This window comes from Actinoplanes sp. NBRC 103695 (assembly GCF_030269485.1).
GTDB lineage: Bacteria > Actinomycetota > Actinomycetes > Mycobacteriales > Micromonosporaceae > Actinoplanes.
This window is the reverse complement of the sequence record NZ_BSTL01000009.1, coordinates 168,003-184,841: the sequence shown is the minus strand read 5'-3', so window position 1 is coordinate 184,841 and position 16,839 is coordinate 168,003. Positions and strand designations below refer to the sequence as shown.

Genomic DNA, 16,839 nt, shown 5'->3' with positions numbered 1-16,839 from the left:
TCTCTGTGACAGCTGATCAGCTGGTCGCGCGCATGCGGCCGTTCGGGACCACGATCTTCTCCGAGATGTCCGCGCTCGCGGTCAGCACCGGCTCGATCAACCTCGGGCAGGGCTTCCCGGACACCGACGGGCCGCCGGAGATGCTGGCCGCGGCCGCCGAGGCGCTGCGGTCCGGCGCCAACCAGTACCCGCCGCTGCCCGGCATCCCGGCGCTGCGGGCGGCGATCGTCGAGCACGACCGGCGCTTCTGGGGCCTGGAGACCGACCCGGACACCGAGGTGGTGGTCACCGCGGGCGCCACCGAGGCGGTCGCGGCGAGCATCCTCGGGCTGTGCGAGGCCGGCGACGAGGTGGTGTGCTTCGAGCCCTACTACGACTCGTACGCGGCGTCGATCACGCTCGCCGGGGCGGTGCGGCGGCCGGTCACGCTGCGGCCCGGGCCGGACGGGCGGTACGTGTTCGACGAGGGCGAACTGAGGGCGGCGTTCGGCCCGCGGACCCGTCTGGTGCTGTTGAACTCGCCGCACAACCCGACCGGCAAGGTCTTCACCCGCGACGAGCTCACCCTGATCGCGACCCTGTGCCAGGAGCACGACGTCTCCGTGGTCACCGACGAGGTGTACGAGCACCTGGCCTTCACCGACGCGGTCACCCCGCACGTGCCGATCGCGACGCTGCCCGGCATGCGCGAGCGCACGCTGCGCATCTCCTCGGCGGGCAAGACGTTCTCCTGCACCGGCTGGAAGATCGGCTGGGCCACCGGGCCGGCCGCGCTCGTCTCCGCCACGCAGCGGGTCAAGCAGTTCCTGACGTTCGTGAACGCCGCCCCGCTGCAGCCCGCCGTCGCCGTGGCGCTCGGGCTGCCGGACAGCTACTTCACCGGGTTCCGTGCCGGCCTGCAGTCCCGCCGCGACCGTCTGGTCGCCGGGCTCACCGACGCCGGGTTCCGGGTGCTCCCGTCCGAGGGCACCTACTTCGTCACCGCGGACATCACCCCGCTGGGCGGGACGGACGGCGCCGATTTCTGCCGGTCGCTGCCCGCCCGCTGCGGCGTCGTGGCGGTGCCGACGCAGGTCTTCTACGACCACAAGGAAGCCGGCCGGCACCTCATCCGCTTCGCCTTCTGCAAGAAGGAGAGCGTCATCGACGAGGCGGCCGACCGGTTCCGAAAGTTGACCTAGGCGGGGCTGGCCGTCCGCACCTCGTCGGCGATCCGCTCGGCGACGACCCGGGCCTGCTCCTCGGTGGCCGCCTCGACCATGACCCGGACCAGCGGCTCGGTGCCGGAGGGACGCAGCAGCACCCGCCCGGTCTCGCCCAGTTCCTCCTCGGCGAGCGCCACGGCGGCCTGCACGGTCGGTGCGGCGGCGCCGGCGGCCCGGTCGGCGACCTTCACGTTGATCAGGACCTGCGGCAGCTTGTGCAGGACGGAGGCCAGGTCGGCCAGCGACTTGCCGGACGCCGCCACGGTCGACATCAGGTGCAGACCGGTCAGGACGCCGTCGCCGGTGGTGGCGTAGGCCGGCATCACGATGTGACCGCTCTGCTCGCCGCCCAGGGCCAGCGAGCCGGCGGCCAGTTCCTCCAGCACGTACCGGTCGCCGACCTTGGCCTCGATCAGCTTGATGTTCGCCTGCTTCATGGCGATGCGCAGGCCCAGGTTGCTCATCACGGTCGCGACCAGCGTGTCGTCGGTCAGCGTGCCCGCGTCGTGCATGGCCAGCGCCAGGATCGCCATGATCTGGTCGCCGTCGACGACCTCACCGGCGGCGGTCACGGCCAGGCAGCGGTCGGCGTCGCCGTCGTGGGCGATGCCCAGGTCGGCGCCGTGCTCCAGCACCGCCTCGCGGACCGCGTCCAGGTGCGTCGCGCCGCAGTTGTCGTTGATGTTGAGCCCGTCCGGCTCGGCGTGGATCTCGATGACCTCGGCGCCCGCCTCGCGGTACGCGTCCGGGCCGACCTCGCTGGCCGCGCCGTTCGCGCAGTCCACCACGACCTTGATGCCCTCGAGCCGGTGCGGCGTCGACGACACCAGGTGCTTCACGTAGTGCTCGGCGCCGTCCAGCAGGTCGTGGACCCGGCCGACGCCGTCACCGGTCGGGCGGCCCTTGAGTCCGTGCCCGTCGGCGATGGCGGCCTCGATCCGCTGCTCCAGGTCGTCCGGCAGCTTCTGCCCGCCCGAGGCGAAGAGCTTGATGCCGTTGTCCGGCATCGGGTTGTGCGAGGCGGAGACCATCACGCCCAGGTCCGCGTTCGCCTGCCCGACCAGGTACGCCACCGCCGGCGTCGGCAGCACACCGACCCGGACCACGTTCGCCCCGACGCTGGTCAGGCCGGCCACGACCGCCGCCTCCAGCATCTCGCCGCTGGCCCGCGGGTCACGCCCGACGATCGCCAGCGGCTGGTGGCTGGCGTCGCTCTCGACCAGGACCGTCCCGGCCGCGATGGCGACCGAGAGGGCGAGTTCGGGGGTGAGGTCACCGTTCGCGAGCCCGCGCACGCCGTCGGTGCCGAAGAGTCGCCCCATTGGCGGCTTCCTTTCGAGAAGGGAGAACGCTGTCAAGAAGGTAGGAGAACGCGAAACGGCCGGGCGCGTACCCCACAACGAGGGTCGCACCCGGCCGTTCCGATCAGCCGAGGCGCAAGGTCAGCGCTTCGAGTACTGCGGAGCCTTGCGGGCCTTCTTGAGGCCGTACTTCTTGCTCTCCTTGACCCGCGCGTCACGGGTGAGGAAGCCGGCCTTCTTCAGCGCGGGCCGGTCGTCGGGCTCGCTGGTGATCAGCGCCCGGGCGATGCCGAGACGCAGCGCACCGGCCTGGCCGGTGATGCCGCCGCCGTGCAGGTTGGCGATGACGTCGAAGACCTCGGTGCGCTCGGTGGTCACGAACGGCTCGCGGATGAGCTGCTGGTGCACCTTGCTCGGGAAGTAGGCCTCGATGTCACGGCCGTTACAGGTGATCTTGCCGGTGCCCGGGATCAGGCGCACCCGGACGATGGCCTGCTTGCGCCGTCCGACGGTCTGGATGGGACGGTCACCGGGACGGGGTGCGCGCACCGGAGCCGGCGCGGGCTCCTCGACGACGACGATGGTCTCGGCGGGCTCCTCGACGGTCTCGACCGTCTCGACGCCCTCGACGACCTCGGGCTCGGTGATGTCCGTCATGCTGCTGCCTTCTCCCGCGCTCACTGCGCGACCTGGATGATTTCGAACGGCTGGGGCTGCTGGGCGGCGTGCGGGTGCTCAGCGCCGGGGTAGACCTTCAGCTTCTTGATGATCTGCCGGGCCAGCTTGTTGTGCGGGAGCATGCCCTTCACAGCCAGCTCGACGGCCTTCTCGGGGCGCTTCGACAGCAGCTCCTCGTAGCCGATCTGCTTCAGGCCACCCGGGTAACCGGAGTGCCGGTAGGCGACCTTCGTCTGCCGCTTGTTGCCGGTCAGAGCGACCTTGCCCGCATTGATGATCACCACGTAGTCGCCGGTGTCCATGTGGGGCGCGAACGTCGGCTTGTGCTTACCGCGCAAAAGAGTCGCGGTGTGGGTGGCCAGGCGACCCAGGACGACGTCCGAGGCGTCGATGATGTGCCACTGACGCTCGATCTCACCCGGCTTCGGGCTGTACGTACGCACAGAAATACCTTGTCTCGTCGTCGGTTCTGGGAAGCGCGCGCTGGTCGCAGCAAGCTCGACCATCAAGCGTACCCGAACGGGTTCGCCCGCAGCTGTCGCACAACAGCAGGCAACAATACCCGTGAGGGCTCGGCGCGGTCAAAACGGGCGGGCAAAACGGGCGGCGAAGAGGGCTGATGTGACGATGCCCTCGACGGCGGCCGCTAGGACCGGGAAATCAGACTTCTATAGCATAGCTGCAGACCCATTGCCGGTAGGCACGGGGTCGCCAGCACTGCCCGGAAGCGTGTCCGAGTGTGATCGATGCCTCTTAGCAGGCTCGAAACAAACGGGACGCAAGGCGGTAATTCACCGACGGCACTCTTCCGGCATGGCAAGTGATGCGGCTTCTTCGACGATGCGGTGCGGGCCCCGGCCCGGCAGCCTCGCCGGCGGCGGCATCACCCGTAAGCCACCGTCAGGGTTGAGGACGGACCTGACGGTGCCGGCCGGGCTTCGGCCCGGTCTAGAGGAGCCGCGGTGTGCGCCGGTCGGAGGTACGGCGGAGAACGCAGGCGTGACATGGGAGCGGGTCGACGCTGAGGACGGCGATCTCCGAGCGTGCCCTTCGGTGGACCGTTCGGCCACGCCGCGGCTTTTCGAAATGCAGACGGGATGACGGAGCGCACGGGGGGCTCTCGACGCACGGTCATCACCGCATCGGCGCTGGCGGAACCGGCAGCGTCCCTGTCCGGGTACACCGTCGGGGTGACCGCCGACCGCCGGCGTGACGAGCTGGCCGGACTTCTGGAAAATCGCGGCGCCCGGGTCGTGCTGGCCCCGGCCCTGCGGATCGTCCCCATCGCCGACGACGCCGAGCTGCGCGCCGCCACCCGCGCCTGCCTGTCCACCCCACCCGACGTGGTCCTGGTGAACACCGGCATCGGCATGCGCGGCTGGCTGGAGGCCGCCGAGAGCTGGGGCCTGGCCGAGCCGCTGCGCACCGTGCTCGCCCGGGCCTACCTGGTGGCCCGCGGCCCCAAGGCACGAGCGGCCGTCCGCACCGCCGGCCTGCAGGACCAGTGGGCGCCGGAGGGTGAAAGCTTCGACGAGGTCGTCGACCACCTGAGCGAACGCGGCATCGCCGGCCTGACCATCGCCATCCAGCTGCACGGCGAGTCCCAGCCCGAGTACACCGAGACCCTCCAGGCGGCGGGCGCCCAGGTGATCGAGGTCCCGGTCTACCGCTGGGCGCCGCCCACCGACCCCGCGCCACTGCACCGACTGGTCGACCTGGTCGCGGCCCGGCTGGTCGACGCCGTCACGTTCACCTCGGCCCCCGCGGTCGGCGCGCTGCTCCGCGCGGCGGGCCCCGAGTGCGACAACGTCCTGGAGGCGTTCCGCACGGACGTGCTGGCGGCCTGCGTCGGCCCGGTCACCGCGGCGCCGCTGCGCGGTCACGACGTGCCGGTGGTCGCCCCGCCCCGGGCCCGGCTCAGTTCACTGGTCCGCACCATCGTGGACGAGCTGCCCCGCCGCGCCCTGACGATCGAGGTGTCCGGCCACTCTCTGACGTTGCGCGGTCACGCGGCGATCGTCGACGGCGAACTCCGCCCCCTGGCCCCCGCCCCGATGGCCGTCCTCCGTGCGCTGGCCGCCACGCCCGGCCGAGTCCTCTCCCGAGCCGCCCTCCTGCACATGCTCCCCCGCGGCGCCGACGAACACGCGGTCGAAATGGCCGTCGCCCGCCTCCGCGCCGGCCTCGGCACCCCAGGCATCGTCCAGACGGTCGTCAAGCGCGGCTACCGCCTACCCAACTAACCGCCACCCCCCTTCTGCCGCCACCCCTTCTGCCCCACCCCTTCTGCGGCCACTCCTTCTGCCCCCACCCCTTCTGCGGCCACTCCTTCTGCCGCCTCTCCCTTTGCCCGCCACCAAGACGAGCCGCGCGGTGGGCCACCCAGGATCAAACCCGCAGAGCGAAGATCAAACCCGTTCTCGATTACGCACGGCTGAGTCCCCAACCGCAACGGCGCAGAAGCGTGACACTCCGCAAGCAGAGCGAAACTCCAGGCCGTGAACGCGTCTTTCGCGAGAGGCGCTGCGTCAAGCCCGGCCACCCGCCCCGCTCACGCTCACGCTCACAGTGGCAGCGCGACCCGACAGCAGCAGCCCGACCCGACAGCGGTAGCTCGACCCCGACAGTGGTAGCCCGACCCGACAGCGGTAGCTCGACCCCGACAGTGGTAGCCCGACCCGACAGCGGTAGCTCTTGGCGGTATTCGGGCGGATTCGGCGCGCTCAGCTACCACTGCTCGCAGCAGTGGTAGCTCAGGGCGGCATCGCGGCTCCAGATGCCGCGCCCAGCTACCACCACGCCAACAGCGTGCGAGCGCAGCGCGCAGAGCCTCGTCCGCGCAGCAAGGATTTGTCTGCGCAGCAGGGTATTTGTCCGCGCAGCCGAGCGCGTCCGCGCAGCGCGGTTGTCCGCGCAGCGCGGGTTGATCGCGAGTTTGTCCGCGCAGCCGAGCGCGTCCGCGCAGCGCGGGTTTGTCCGCGCAGCGGACACAGCTCAACCACTCACGCACCTGGCAGGGAGCGCAGCGACCGGTCTCCGGCGGGAGCGACGGTCCGGGCCACGACGAACCCGGGACATCAAGATCTTGACCTTGATCTTGACCTTGATCTTGATCCTGACCTTGACCTTGATCTTGACCTTGATCTTGACCTTGATCTAGATCTTGATGTCGACCAGAATCGCGACCCGACCTCGATCCGGCTCACTCCCGGCCGTCAACCCACGGTGGCGGGGAAGCCTCGGCCCTGCTCCTCGACCAGCGTCGCCATGGCGTGCTCCACCACGCCGACCAGCACTGCCTTGACCGAGTCGCGGTGGCGCGCGTCGCACATGATCAACGGCACGTGCGGCGCGATCGCCAACGCCTCCCGGACCTCCTCCGGCTCGTAGCGCGGGGCGCCGTCGAAGCAGTTCAGGGCGACCAGGTACGGCAGGTGCCGGTTCTCGAAGTAGTCGAGCGGGGCGAACGCGTCCGAGATGCGGCGCGTGTCGACCAGCACCGCGGCACCGACGGCGCCTCGGATGAGCTCGTCCCACATGAACCAGAACCGGGTCTGGCCGGGCGTGCCGAACAGGTAGAGGATCAGGTCGTCGGCCATCGTGATGCGGCCGAAGTCCATGGCGACCGTGGTCGTCTCCTTGCCGGGCACCTTGGACGCGTCGTCGACGCCCGAGCTCGCGGACGTCATCACCGCCTCGGTGGTGAGCGGTTCGATCTCGGAGACCGCACCGACCAGAGTCGTCTTGCCGACGCCGAAGCCGCCGGCGACCACTATCTTCGCGGAGGTGATCTCCTTGGGTTGCGCCCCCGCCCGCTCAGAGCTTGCGAAGTCCACTCAACACCCTCTCCAGCAGATCCATCCGCTCCGCGAATCCTTGTCTGGGAGCGGCACTGTGCAACGCCAGCAGTCCGTCGGCGACCATGTCGGCGACGAGCACGCGGGCGACCCCCAGCGGTAGCCGGTGGTACGCCGCGATCTCGGCCAGGGATTGGGCCCTCGGCTCGCACAGCAGCGCGATGCGATATTTGTCGTGCCCGGCGAACCGGGCCTCTTGGACGTTGGCCTGGCTGGCGACCAGGACGGCCTCGATGGGAATGTCACGTTGCGGCTCGGTTCGTCCGCGGGTGACCGCGTAGGGCCGGACCAGCGCGCCACGCGGATCGTGCGGTTGCCGGGGCTGCCCCATCGGTCACCTCCCTCCCTTGATGTCGGTGCGGCCGGGTCAGACGTGGCCGACGGTCTCGCGGGGGGCGGGCACGAGGGCCGCTCCGACCCGCTCGACGAGGAGGGCCATCTCGTAGCCGACCTGGCCGACGTCGCAGCTGCGCGCCGCCAGCACGGCCATCGAGGACCCGTCGCTGATCGACATCAGGAACAGGTATCCGCTGTCCATCTCGATGATGGTCTGCTGAACCTCACCGGCGCTGAACATGCGGGATGCGCCCTCGGTCAGGCTGACCACGCCGGAGGTGATCGCGGCCAGCTGGTCGGCGCGGTCCGCCGGTAGGTCACGGGAGGAGGCGAGCAACAGACCGTCCGCGGAGACAGCGACGACGTGCGCGATACCGGCGACGCTGTCCGCGAAGTTGCTGAGCAGCCAGCCCATGTCCTGCATGGTGGGGGGCCTGGTCACTTGTCAGTTCTCCTTAGGAGCAGGGGCGCCCGTGCCGGCCTCGGCACCGCCGGCCGTTCGCCCTCTTTGCACGCCACGGTGATAGGCGGACAGGAGACCGCGTACCTCGTCCGGACTGCGCCGGCTCTGAGCACGTGTGTCGCTCTGTACGCCACCGGGCACGAGTTGTGCCTGGGGCACCCGCTTCGGAAGTCCGGAACGGGTGTTGCCACCGTCGGAGGGTGCCGCCGCTGCCATCGCCCGCTGCCAACCTTCGTCAGCAGCGGTGCGCCAGCGCTCTTCGGCCGGGGGAGCCGGTCGAGAGTTGGTGGCGGACCCACCACGATCGGTACCGGTTGGCGCCGACCGCAGACCATTCTGCCCGGAACCGCTTCCGGACACATCCCTCCGTGGAAGATCAGGCCGTCTGGGCTGATCCGAAGTGGAGGGAGGCGTGTATGCCGGCGCCGGAGCGGGCGGCGCGGAGGTCTGCGCTGCCGGAGCGGGCTGCGCGGAAGCTGGGGCGGACGGCGCGGAGGCGGGGGCGGCAGCGGCGGGCGGCGCGGAGACCGCTCCGGCCATCGCCGGCGTCGGTGACGTGGCGCTGGGCGGCGGGGCGTAACCGGCGGTGGGCATGCCCCACTCGTTCGGGTCGCCGCTGTTCTCGTGCGCGCGGAACCAGCTGGCCTGCATCTGCAGGAAGATCGGCGCCTCGGCCCGGTCGTCGGCCTCCGGCGGCGTGGGCGGCGGCGGTGCGGCCGGCATCGCGGCCAGCGCGGCGCCCCACCCGGAGCCGGGGCTCTGCGGCGGCGCCGGCGGCGGCACCTTGCGGCCGTCCGGGGTGACGAATCCGACCGCCACCTGGATGTCCGGCGAGGCGGGCTGGACCGCGGGGTAGGCCCGGGTCGGCTCGCTCCAGCCACCCGGCGGTGAGGCCGGGGACGCGGGGGGCGCGGACGGCGAGGCTGGGGCCGCGGGCGGTGACGCCGGGGTCGAGGCGATCGGCTGGGCCACCCTGGTCGGCAGCGGCGGCCGGTCGGTGGTGGGCGGCGCCATCGGCTCGGACGGCGGCCGCTGCGACGGCATCTGCGGCAGCAGCGGGTGCGAGGACTGGGACGGCAGTTCCGCCCGCCACGACGGCTCCGGGGCCGGCGGAAGGGTCGCGGTCGTCGTGCGGCCGGACGGCAACGCGTCGACGCCGTACGAGTACCCGCGGTCCACCTGTGGCGTCCGCGGCGGCGGTCCGTCGATCGGCCGGTGCGGCAGGAGCACGATGTTGCTGGGCAGCGTGACCTGGACGATCGTGCCGCCCTCGACGTTGGTGCGCAGCTCGACCCGGATGCCGTACCGGCTGGACAGCCGGCCGACCACGGCGAGGCCCATCAGCCGGAACGCGGCCACGTCCACGCTCGGCGGCTCGGCCAGGCGGGCGTTGAGCTGGTTCATCTGCTCCTCGGACATGCCGAGGCCGTGGTCCTCCACCTGGATCACCACGTAGTCGCGGATGCGCCGGCCGTCGGCGACCACGATGCTGTTCGGCGGGGAGAACCGGGTGGCGTTGTCGAGCAGCTCGGCGATCAGCCGGACCACGTCGTTGACGGCGATCGCGGCGATCGAGATGTCGGTGTCGACGGTGCCGAACTCGATGCGGTTGTAGAGCTCGACCTCGGACTGGGCGGCCCGCAACGCGTCGACCAGCAGCGCGTCCTCGCGACGCGGAGCGCTGGAGTCGGCGCCGGCCAGGACCAGCAGGTTCTCGTCGTTGCGGCGCATCCGGGTGGCCAGGTGGTCCAGCTCGAACAGCTGGGCGAGACGCTTGGGGTCCTCCTCGCCGCGCTCGATCTGGTCCAGTTCGCCGATCATCCGGTCGACCAGGCTCTGCGAGCGGCGGGCCAGGTTGAGGAACATCGCCGACACGCTGGTCCGCAGGGCGGCCTGTTCGGCCGCGATCCGGACCGCCTCGCGGTGGACCGTGTTGAAGGCGGTCGCGACCTCGCCGACCTCGTCGCGGTTGCGCAGCTGGATCGGGTCGCGCATCTGGCGGACGATGTCGTCGGCGCCGCCGTCGCCCAGGTTGCGGACGTCACGCAGCCGGGCCACCGCCTCCGGCAGGTCGCGGTGGGCCACGCCGAGCGCGCCTTCCCGCAGCCGGCGCAGGGAGAGGATCAGGGAGCGGGCGAGCACGATCGCCAGCGCGATCGCGATCAGCAGCACGATCAGGACCAGCCCGCCCTCGACGGCGGCCCGCTGGGAGATCGATCCGCTCTCGTCGGCGGCCGAGGCGATGCTGCGGTCCTCGAGCCGCTGCTCGGCCCAGCGCATCAGGTCGACGACCGCGCCGAAGGTCTGCAGGATCTCGGTCGGATCCACCTGCTCACCGCGGCCCAGCCGGATCGCGGTGCGGTCGGCGAGGTTGACGGCGTCACCGGTGACCGTGGAGTCGACCAGGGCGCGGGCGGCCGGCGAGGCGACCACCGCGAACGCGAGCAGGGCCTCCTGCTGGCTGGTCTGGGTGGCGATGAACGCGGCCTGCTGCTCGGCGCTGATGTCGCCGGAGACGCGGGCGGCGTACGAGATCGCCTCCTGCTCGGCGGTGCCGGCCTTGGCCTTGGCGAACGCGTTGGACGCGCGCAGGCCGTCGCCGACCGTGCCGTCACCGGCGAACTGGCCGAGGGCCTCGCCGTAGCCGACCAGGTCGGTGACCACGACGCCGTAGCGCAGGACCGCCTCGGTGACCGAGATCTTGTCCCGGTCCGACACCCGCGTGCGCGTGATGTCCATGGTGTCAAGGTCGTCGTCGATCCGGGCGAGCCGCTGCGCGATCGAGGCGGGCACCTCGTCGAGCTCGCGGCGGTCCGCCTCGTACTGCCGGATCCGGATGTCGCTCTGCGCGATCGCGGCGGTGTACGCGTCCTTCTTGGCGTCCGGGTTCGCGAGGTAGGTCGCGCCGGCCATCCGTTCCGTGTGCAGCACCTGCGTCAGCTCGGAGACGTCCGCCGAGAGCCGGGTGAGGTCCTCGACCTCGCGGGCGTCGACCGCCTGGGTGCCGATGTCGTAGATGCGGATGATGCCGAGGGCCAGCACGGCGGAGAGAGGTACGAAAAGGATCAGCGCCAGCTTGGTTCGGATCCGCGCGTCCCGGAGCCGCGGCAGGCCGCGCCGCGGCCGGTCAGCCGCCGCGGGGTAGGTCGCAGGCTGGGTCGTAGAACCGGTGCTCACGACATCTCCTCGCTGATCATCCCCGCAGCACTTCGCCCACCCGGCGCCTGCGGCCCGGGCCTTTCCGGCGGCTGCGGACAGGTACGTGCAACACGCGGCACGGCCGCGATTTCATCAGACTCGCAATACGTTTGGGAAGTCTGGTCATGACCGGAAACGTCCTACGTTGTGGAATGGCAAACATGCGTTCTGTGAGTACGCTGGTGAAACCCGCGCTTTGACGTGCACGAATATGACCTTGACAACGGTAAGTGCGCAAGCGGTAACGCATGTGCCTCAAGATTCCAACCACTATGTGAGATCTTTGTCTCGCTCCCCGTGACGGGGCGGCTTGACCTAGGAACCTTCACGTTGGCAAGGTTTCTCGCGATCGGACGGACGTGGTGTCCGTGTGCGTGCGGTCCATTGCGGACAACGTCGCGATGTGGACATCCCCCTTAGGAGGCACCCGCAGTGAGGTTCCCCCGTCGCGCCTCGACCGCCCTGGCGGTCGCGGCCCTGCTCACCACCGGGCTGGCCGGGTGCTCGTCGGACGACGACGCGGCGGCCCTGACCGACGTGGTGATCGGCGCCGACCTGGCCGCCAGCTCGCCGACCGACGCCGCGTACGGCCGCGCCCTCCAGTTGCGCGTCGACCAGGTCAACGCCTCCGGTCTGCTGGGCAACCGGCGGCTGCGGCTGAACATCCTGGACAACCGCAGCGACGCGACCGTCTCGCTGCGCAACCTCAGCTCGTTCGCGGACAACCCGTCGGTCGCCGCGGTGATCACCGGTTACTGCAGCCAGTGCGTGACCGGCGCCGCCAAGACGATCAACGACAAGCAGCTGCCCACCATCGCGCTGGCGCCGGCGAACGAGGTCGCGGCCCCGCTGAACGAGCGCCGGTTCATCTTCAAGATCGGTCCGAACTCGCCGGACAGCGCCGCCGCGCTGGCCACCGCGATGAAGGCCGCCGAGATCAAGCGGGTCGGCGTGCTGCACACCGACGACCTGTACGGCAAGGGCGCCAAGCTCGCCTTCGAGGCGGAGGCCGTCAAGGCCGGCCTGCAGATCCCCAGCATCACGGAGGTCAAGGCCACCGCCACCGACATCACCCAGGCGGTGGGCACGCTCGCCGACAGCAAGCCGGACGCGCTGCTCTACCTGGTCGGCCCCGACCTGGCCGGGCTCGCCGCGACCAGCGCCGCGGCGGCCGGGTTCAAGGGCAAGACGTACTACGACGCCGCCGCGGCGGGCGACCTGTTCATCCCGCGCGAGGCGGCCGTCGCCTCGGAGGACGCCACCATGGTGTTCACCCAGACGCTGGCGATCGACGACGTCATCGCGACCACCCCGGCCAAGGCGGCCCGCAAGCAGTGGTTCCGGGACTACACCTCGCGCTACGGCACGTACTCCGGGGTGGCCTCGCTGGCCGCCGACGCGATCAGCGTGCTGGCCGACGCGATCGCCCGGAACGGCACCGCACGGCCGGCTCTGCGCGACGCGATCGAGACCACCCAGCTGGACGGCATGTCCGGGGCGATCCGGATCACGCCGGACAACCACTCCGGACTGATGCCCCAGGCGCTTACCCTGCTGAAGGCGCGCAGCGGTCGCTGGCGCCTGGCCAGCTGATCCCCCGCGGAACACGACGATGATCCGTCTGTCCGGTGTGTCCCGTTCGTTCGCCACGAAGTCCGGCGCCGTCGAGGCGCTCCGGGACATCAACCTCGAGGTCGGCGACGGCGAGTTCGTCGCCGTCCTCGGCCGGTCCGGCTGCGGCAAGTCCACGATGCTGCGGATCATCGCCGGGCTGCTGCCCTCCGGCGGCGGCGAGGTGCGGATCGACGGCGAGCCGGTTAACCGGCCCCGCCGCGACGTCTCGATGATGTTCCAGCGGCCGGCCCTGCTGCCGTGGAGCACGGTGCTGGACAACGTGCTGCTGCCGGTCAAGATCTACGGCTGGCGGCCCGCCGAGCACCGCGCCCGGGCGAACGAGCTGCTGGAGCTGACCGGGCTGACCGGCTTCGAACGGAAAATGCCGCACGAGCTCTCCGGCGGCATGCAGCAGCGGGTCGCGCTCTGCCGGTCGCTGATCACCAATCCGCGCGTGATGCTGATGGACGAGCCGTTTTCCGCGCTCGACGCCCTCACCCGTGAGGAACTCGCCGGCGAGCTGCAGAAACTTCATATGGAGAACAACGCGACCACGGTCTTCGTCACCCATTCGATCGACGAGGCGGTACTCCTGGCCGATCGCGTGGTCGTGCTCAGCCCGCGACCCGGCCGGATCCGCGAGATCCTGGAGATCAAGATCCCCAGGCCACGCACGCTGGGCCGGACGGCGCACCTGGAAGAGGTCGCCCGGGCCAGCGCGGACCTGCACGAACTGCTGATGACGTGAAGGCTTTCCGGCTCCTTAAGTAGCCACCCTCGACTGGCGATCGACGGGGCCCATTCCGTACCGTGCGCGCATGGCATTTCGGACCTGGGCCAAGCTGCTCGGCACGACGCTGGGCGTCGCCGCTCTCGCCGGTGCCAGTCAGCTCGGTCTGGCGTACGGCCTGGGCATCCTGCGCCTGACCAGGGTCGTCGACGTGGCCGGGCGCGACCAGTGGACCGCACAGCTCGCCTGGGTGGCCTGGTTCGCGATGACCGCGGCGGTGATCGGCGGCCTGGCCGGACGCTGGCTGCGCGACCGGTGGAAGGCACCCGCGACCGCGGGCACGTTCGTGGCGTTGTCCCTGGCCGCGGGCCTGGGCGCGGCGCTGGTCGTGCCACTCACCATGCAGCCGGCGCGCACCGCCCGGGTCGACGGCGTGCACCCGGTCTTCGTGATCGGCATCTGCGCGACGCTGGGCGCGGCGGCGGGCATCTTCGCCGCGTACGCCGTGCTCACCCAGCTGATCGCCCGCCGCAGCCTGACGGTGACCGGCATCGCGGTCTGGGCGCTGGCCCTGCTCTCGGTGGCGCCGTCCCTCGGCCCGGACGACCCGCTCCCCGCGGTCCGCCTCGGCGTCTTCGACGCCGGCTATCTCTCCCCCGCGCTGACGCAGCGGACCGCGCTCTTCACGATGCCGGCTCTGGCGTTGATCACCGGGGCCATTCTCGGGTACGCCGCCCGCCGCCGCGAACTGCCCATCCTGACGATCGCCTTGGCCGGCCTGCCCGGTCCCGCGCTGCTCACGCTGTCCTACCTGATCGCCGGCCCCGGCGCGGGCGCCGACCGCTACCAGGTCGTGCCCTACTGGGCGGCGATGACGGCCACCGGCGCGGGTGTGCTCGGCTCGGTGCTGGCCGCGGTCATCCGCCGCGGCCCCGACGACCTGGCCGACGAGGACGACCCGGCCACCGCCGCCGCCCGCCACGCCGACGACACCGAGACCTCCGCGCCCCGCCCGCGCCACGCGGGCGACGACGAGCCCACCGCCGGCATTCCCGTCCAGCATTCGCCGCCGCCGAGCGCGCTTTCCGCACCGGCCCACGCCTCGGCCGACGGACCCGCCGACCAGCCGGAGCGCCCGGCCCGTCGCGGACCCTTCTCGCGCAAGCCGAAATCCAGCGACAAATCAGGAATGTCCGGTGTGGACGAGCACGGCGGCGCTTCTGCCGGAGCGACCGATCCGCGACGCCCCGGCAACGCCCCGACCGGCGAGTTGCCGGCCCACGAACCGCCGACGTTCGACGCCTTCGTCCCCGCGGGCGCCCCCGCGCCCCGCGGCGGAGCAGGTGCGGAGGCGCCGCCCCGAGCCGGGTTGGGTGCGGAAGCACCCCGGCCACAGGGCGGCGCGGCGCGAAGCGCGGCCCCGCCGAGGGGCCGGCGAGGCCGCGCGCCACAGACTGAAAACGCACCTGGACGCCGAGGCGCCCCGGGCGACGATCAGACCGAAGCCGCACCCGGGCGAGGCGCCAGCGAACGCCCACGCCGAGGCCGCCGAGCCGCCGCAAGCGAGCCGAGCACCCCGCCCTACGTCCCCGCTCCCGCGCTGCCGGAGATCCCGCCCGAGGCCCTGCGCCCCCAGCTTCGCCCGGTCAACAGGGACGCCACCCCGGACACGCTCCGAGGCACTCCGCTCGTACCCGAGCCGGAGGCCATCTCCGCACCGATCGCCCAGCCGGAGCCTTCCTCCCCGCCCCTGTCGGTGAATCCGGCCCCGGAGAAGAAGTCCAAGAAGCAGGCCAAGGACGACGAGTACGTGGACTGGGTCAGCAAACTGGGCGACGAGTAAGCCCACAGCGTGACGTTCTACGTGCTCTGACCACCCGTCGACGAGATCTGGTAGACCGAGGCCCCGGCGGCACGGAACTCCTCGCTCTTGGCACGCATGCCCTGCTCCGCGTACGCCTGCAGATCTTGACTGATCCGCATCGAGCAGAACTTGGGCCCGCACATGGAGCAGAAGTGCGCGGTCTTGGCGGGTTCGGCGGGCAGCGTGGCGTCGTGGTAGCTCCGTGCCGTCTCGGGGTCGAGCGACAGGTTGAACTGGTCCTCCCAGCGGAACTCGAAGCGGGCCTTGGACAGGGCGTCGTCCCAGGCCTGCGCGCCGGGGTGTCCTTTGGCCAGGTCGGCCGCGTGCGCCGCGATCTTGTAGGCGATCACCCCGGCTTTCACGTCGTCCCGGTCGGGCAGCCCGAGGTGTTCCTTGGGGGTGACGTAGCAGAGCATCGCGGTGCCGAACATGCCGATCATCGCGGCGCCGATCGCCGAGGTGATGTGGTCGTAGGCGGGCGCCACGTCGGTGGTGAGCGGCCCGAGGGTGTAGAACGGCGCACCGTCGCACAGTTCCTGCTGCAGGTCCACGTTCTCCTTGATCTTGTGCATCGGCACGTGGCCCGGCCCTTCGACCATGACCTGCACGTCGTATTCCCAGGCCACGTGGGTCAGCTCGCCCAGGGTCCGCAGCTCGGCGAACTGGGCGGCGTCGTTGGCGTCGGCGATGGATCCGGGGCGCAGGCCGTCGCCGAGGGAGAACGTGATGTCGTACCGGGCGAAGATCTCGCACAGTTCGGCGTAGTTCTCGTACAGGAAGTTCTCCCGGTGGTGGGCGAGGCACCAGGCGGCCATGATCGATCCGCCGCGGGAGACGATCCCGGTGACCCGGCCGGCGGTCAGCGGCACGTGCGCCAGCCGTACGCCCGCGTGCACGGTCATGTAGTCGACGCCCTGTTCGGCCTGTTCGATCACGGTGTCCCGGAACATCTCCCAGGTCAGCTTGACCGGGTCGCCGCCGGCCTTCTCCAGGGCCTGGTAGATCGGCACGGTCCCGATCGGCACCGGCGAGTTGCGCAGGATCGCCTCGCGGGTCTCGTGGATGCGCTTGCCGGTGGACAGGTCCATCACGGTGTCGGCGCCCCACCGGGTGGCCCAGGTCAGCTTGTCGACCTCCTCGGCGACCGACGAGCTCACCGCCGAGGTGCCGATGTTGGCGTTGACCTTGACCAGGAACCGCGACCCGATGATCATCGGCTCGCTCTCCGGGTGGTTGACGTTGACCGGCAGCACGGCACGCCCGGCCGCGATCTCGTCGCGCACCACCGAGGCGTCCATGTTCTCGCGGATCGCCACGAACTCCATCTCCGGCGTCACGATGCCGGCCCGCGCACACGCCAGCTGCGTGATTTTGCCGCCGCCGCGCGTCCCGATCCAGTCCGCCCGCAGTCCGGGCAGGCCCTTCAACGGGTCACTGCCCGGCCCGGACGTGTCGTAGAGCCGCACCGGCGGGTTGTCCCCGCTCAGCTCGACCTCTGCGAACGGCACTCCTTGCTCGTACACCTTCCGTCGCACTTTCCTCCCCTTTCGTCATAAACCGGTCATCACTAGGACGCAAAGTCTCCAGAAAGGA

13 protein-coding genes are annotated in these 16,839 nt (G+C 71.0%); 5 read left to right on the top strand and 8 right to left on the bottom strand.

Annotated features, from left to right (window positions below; translation table 11 throughout):
• The first annotated feature begins 5 nt into the window (after window positions 1–5).
• The gene (locus QSK31_RS17905) at window positions 6–1,181 is read left to right on the top strand and encodes a pyridoxal phosphate-dependent aminotransferase (protein WP_285685240.1); all 1,176 of its coding nucleotides are present in this window, start codon (window positions 6–8) and stop codon (window positions 1,179–1,181) included.
• Here the strand turns inward: QSK31_RS17905 and glmM are convergent.
• The 3 genes from glmM to rplM all read right to left on the bottom strand — a co-directional run bounded on the left by glmM (window position 1,178) and on the right by rplM (window position 3,627).
• Complete coding sequence (glmM, locus tag QSK31_RS17900) at window positions 1,178–2,527, bottom strand: phosphoglucosamine mutase (protein WP_285685237.1); 1,350 nt, start codon at window positions 2,525–2,527, stop codon at window positions 1,178–1,180. The two genes, QSK31_RS17905 and glmM, sit on opposite strands and share 4 nt — an antisense overlap.
• A 120-nt stretch (window positions 2,528–2,647) precedes the next feature.
• On the bottom strand, window positions 2,648–3,163 hold the full coding sequence (gene rpsI / locus QSK31_RS17895) for a 30S ribosomal protein S9 (protein ID WP_285685234.1): 516 nt from the start codon (window positions 3,161–3,163) through the stop codon (window positions 2,648–2,650).
• Between the two features lie 20 nt (window positions 3,164–3,183).
• A complete protein-coding gene (rplM, locus tag QSK31_RS17890; protein ID WP_285685232.1) occupies window positions 3,184–3,627 on the bottom strand; it encodes a 50S ribosomal protein L13 in 444 nt (147 codons plus the stop codon).
• A 654-nt stretch (window positions 3,628–4,281) separates the two neighbouring features.
• Here rplM and QSK31_RS17885 point away from each other — a divergent pair.
• Window positions 4,282–5,427 carry a uroporphyrinogen-III synthase gene (locus QSK31_RS17885; RefSeq protein WP_285685230.1) on the top strand — a complete coding sequence of 382 codons (1,146 nt, stop codon included), beginning with the start codon at window positions 4,282–4,284 and terminating at the stop codon, window positions 5,425–5,427.
• Between the two features lie 972 nt (window positions 5,428–6,399).
• Here QSK31_RS17885 and QSK31_RS17880 read toward each other — a convergent pair.
• From QSK31_RS17880 to QSK31_RS17865, 4 genes are read right to left on the bottom strand one after another with little or no spacing between them, the layout of a single operon-like run.
• Window positions 6,400–7,020: a GTP-binding protein gene (locus QSK31_RS17880; protein ID WP_285685229.1), complete on the bottom strand. Its 621-nt coding sequence runs from the start codon at window positions 7,018–7,020 to the stop codon at window positions 6,400–6,402.
• Complete coding sequence (locus QSK31_RS17875; protein ID WP_285685227.1) at window positions 7,001–7,372, bottom strand: DUF742 domain-containing protein; 372 nt, start codon at window positions 7,370–7,372, stop codon at window positions 7,001–7,003. Before QSK31_RS17875 ends, QSK31_RS17880 begins: the two co-directional genes overlap by 20 nt.
• Window positions 7,373–7,408: 36 nt before the next feature.
• Complete coding sequence (locus QSK31_RS17870; RefSeq protein WP_285685225.1) at window positions 7,409–7,819, bottom strand: roadblock/LC7 domain-containing protein; 411 nt, start codon at window positions 7,817–7,819, stop codon at window positions 7,409–7,411.
• 3 nt (window positions 7,820–7,822) lie between these two features.
• Window positions 7,823–11,017: a sensor histidine kinase gene (locus QSK31_RS17865; protein ID WP_285685223.1), complete on the bottom strand. Its 3,195-nt coding sequence runs from the start codon at window positions 11,015–11,017 to the stop codon at window positions 7,823–7,825.
• Window positions 11,018–11,470: 453 nt separating this feature from the next.
• Here QSK31_RS17865 and QSK31_RS17860 point away from each other — a divergent pair, with 453 nt between their 5' ends.
• From QSK31_RS17860 to QSK31_RS17850, 3 genes are all read left to right on the top strand, one after another.
• Window positions 11,471–12,631 (top strand): ABC transporter substrate-binding protein, encoded by a 1,161-nt coding sequence (locus QSK31_RS17860; protein ID WP_285685221.1) that lies wholly within the window; start codon window positions 11,471–11,473, stop codon window positions 12,629–12,631.
• Between the two features lie 19 nt (window positions 12,632–12,650).
• Window positions 12,651–13,400 (top strand): ABC transporter ATP-binding protein, encoded by a 750-nt coding sequence (locus QSK31_RS17855; protein ID WP_285685219.1) that lies wholly within the window; start codon window positions 12,651–12,653, stop codon window positions 13,398–13,400.
• 70 nt (window positions 13,401–13,470) lie between these two features.
• Window positions 13,471–15,225, top strand: a complete 1,755-nt coding sequence (locus QSK31_RS17850; RefSeq protein WP_285685217.1) for a hypothetical protein — start codon at window positions 13,471–13,473, stop codon at window positions 15,223–15,225.
• Window positions 15,226–15,242: 17 nt separating this feature from the next.
• On the opposite strand, the gene thiC is transcribed toward QSK31_RS17850, so the two are convergent.
• Window positions 15,243–16,781: a phosphomethylpyrimidine synthase ThiC gene (gene thiC / locus QSK31_RS17845; protein WP_285685215.1), complete on the bottom strand. Its 1,539-nt coding sequence runs from the start codon at window positions 16,779–16,781 to the stop codon at window positions 15,243–15,245.
• Between the last annotated feature and the right edge of the window lie 58 nt (window positions 16,782–16,839).

Bases quoted from the DNA above. Each gene is read 5' to 3' on its own strand.
- glmM (WP_285685237.1), bottom strand. From the start codon at position 2,527: ATGGGGCGACTCTTCGGCACCGACGGCGTGCGCGGGCTCGCGAACGGT.
- rpsI (WP_285685234.1), bottom strand. From the start codon at position 3,163: ATGACGGACATCACCGAGCCCGAGGTCGTCGAGGGCGTCGAGACGGTC.
- QSK31_RS17885 (WP_285685230.1), top strand. From the start codon at position 4,282: ATGACGGAGCGCACGGGGGGCTCTCGACGCACGGTCATCACCGCATCG.
- QSK31_RS17875 (WP_285685227.1), bottom strand. From the start codon at position 7,372: ATGGGGCAGCCCCGGCAACCGCACGATCCGCGTGGCGCGCTGGTCCGG.
- QSK31_RS17855 (WP_285685219.1), top strand. From the start codon at position 12,651: ATGATCCGTCTGTCCGGTGTGTCCCGTTCGTTCGCCACGAAGTCCGGC.
- QSK31_RS17850 (WP_285685217.1), top strand. From the start codon at position 13,471: ATGGCATTTCGGACCTGGGCCAAGCTGCTCGGCACGACGCTGGGCGTC.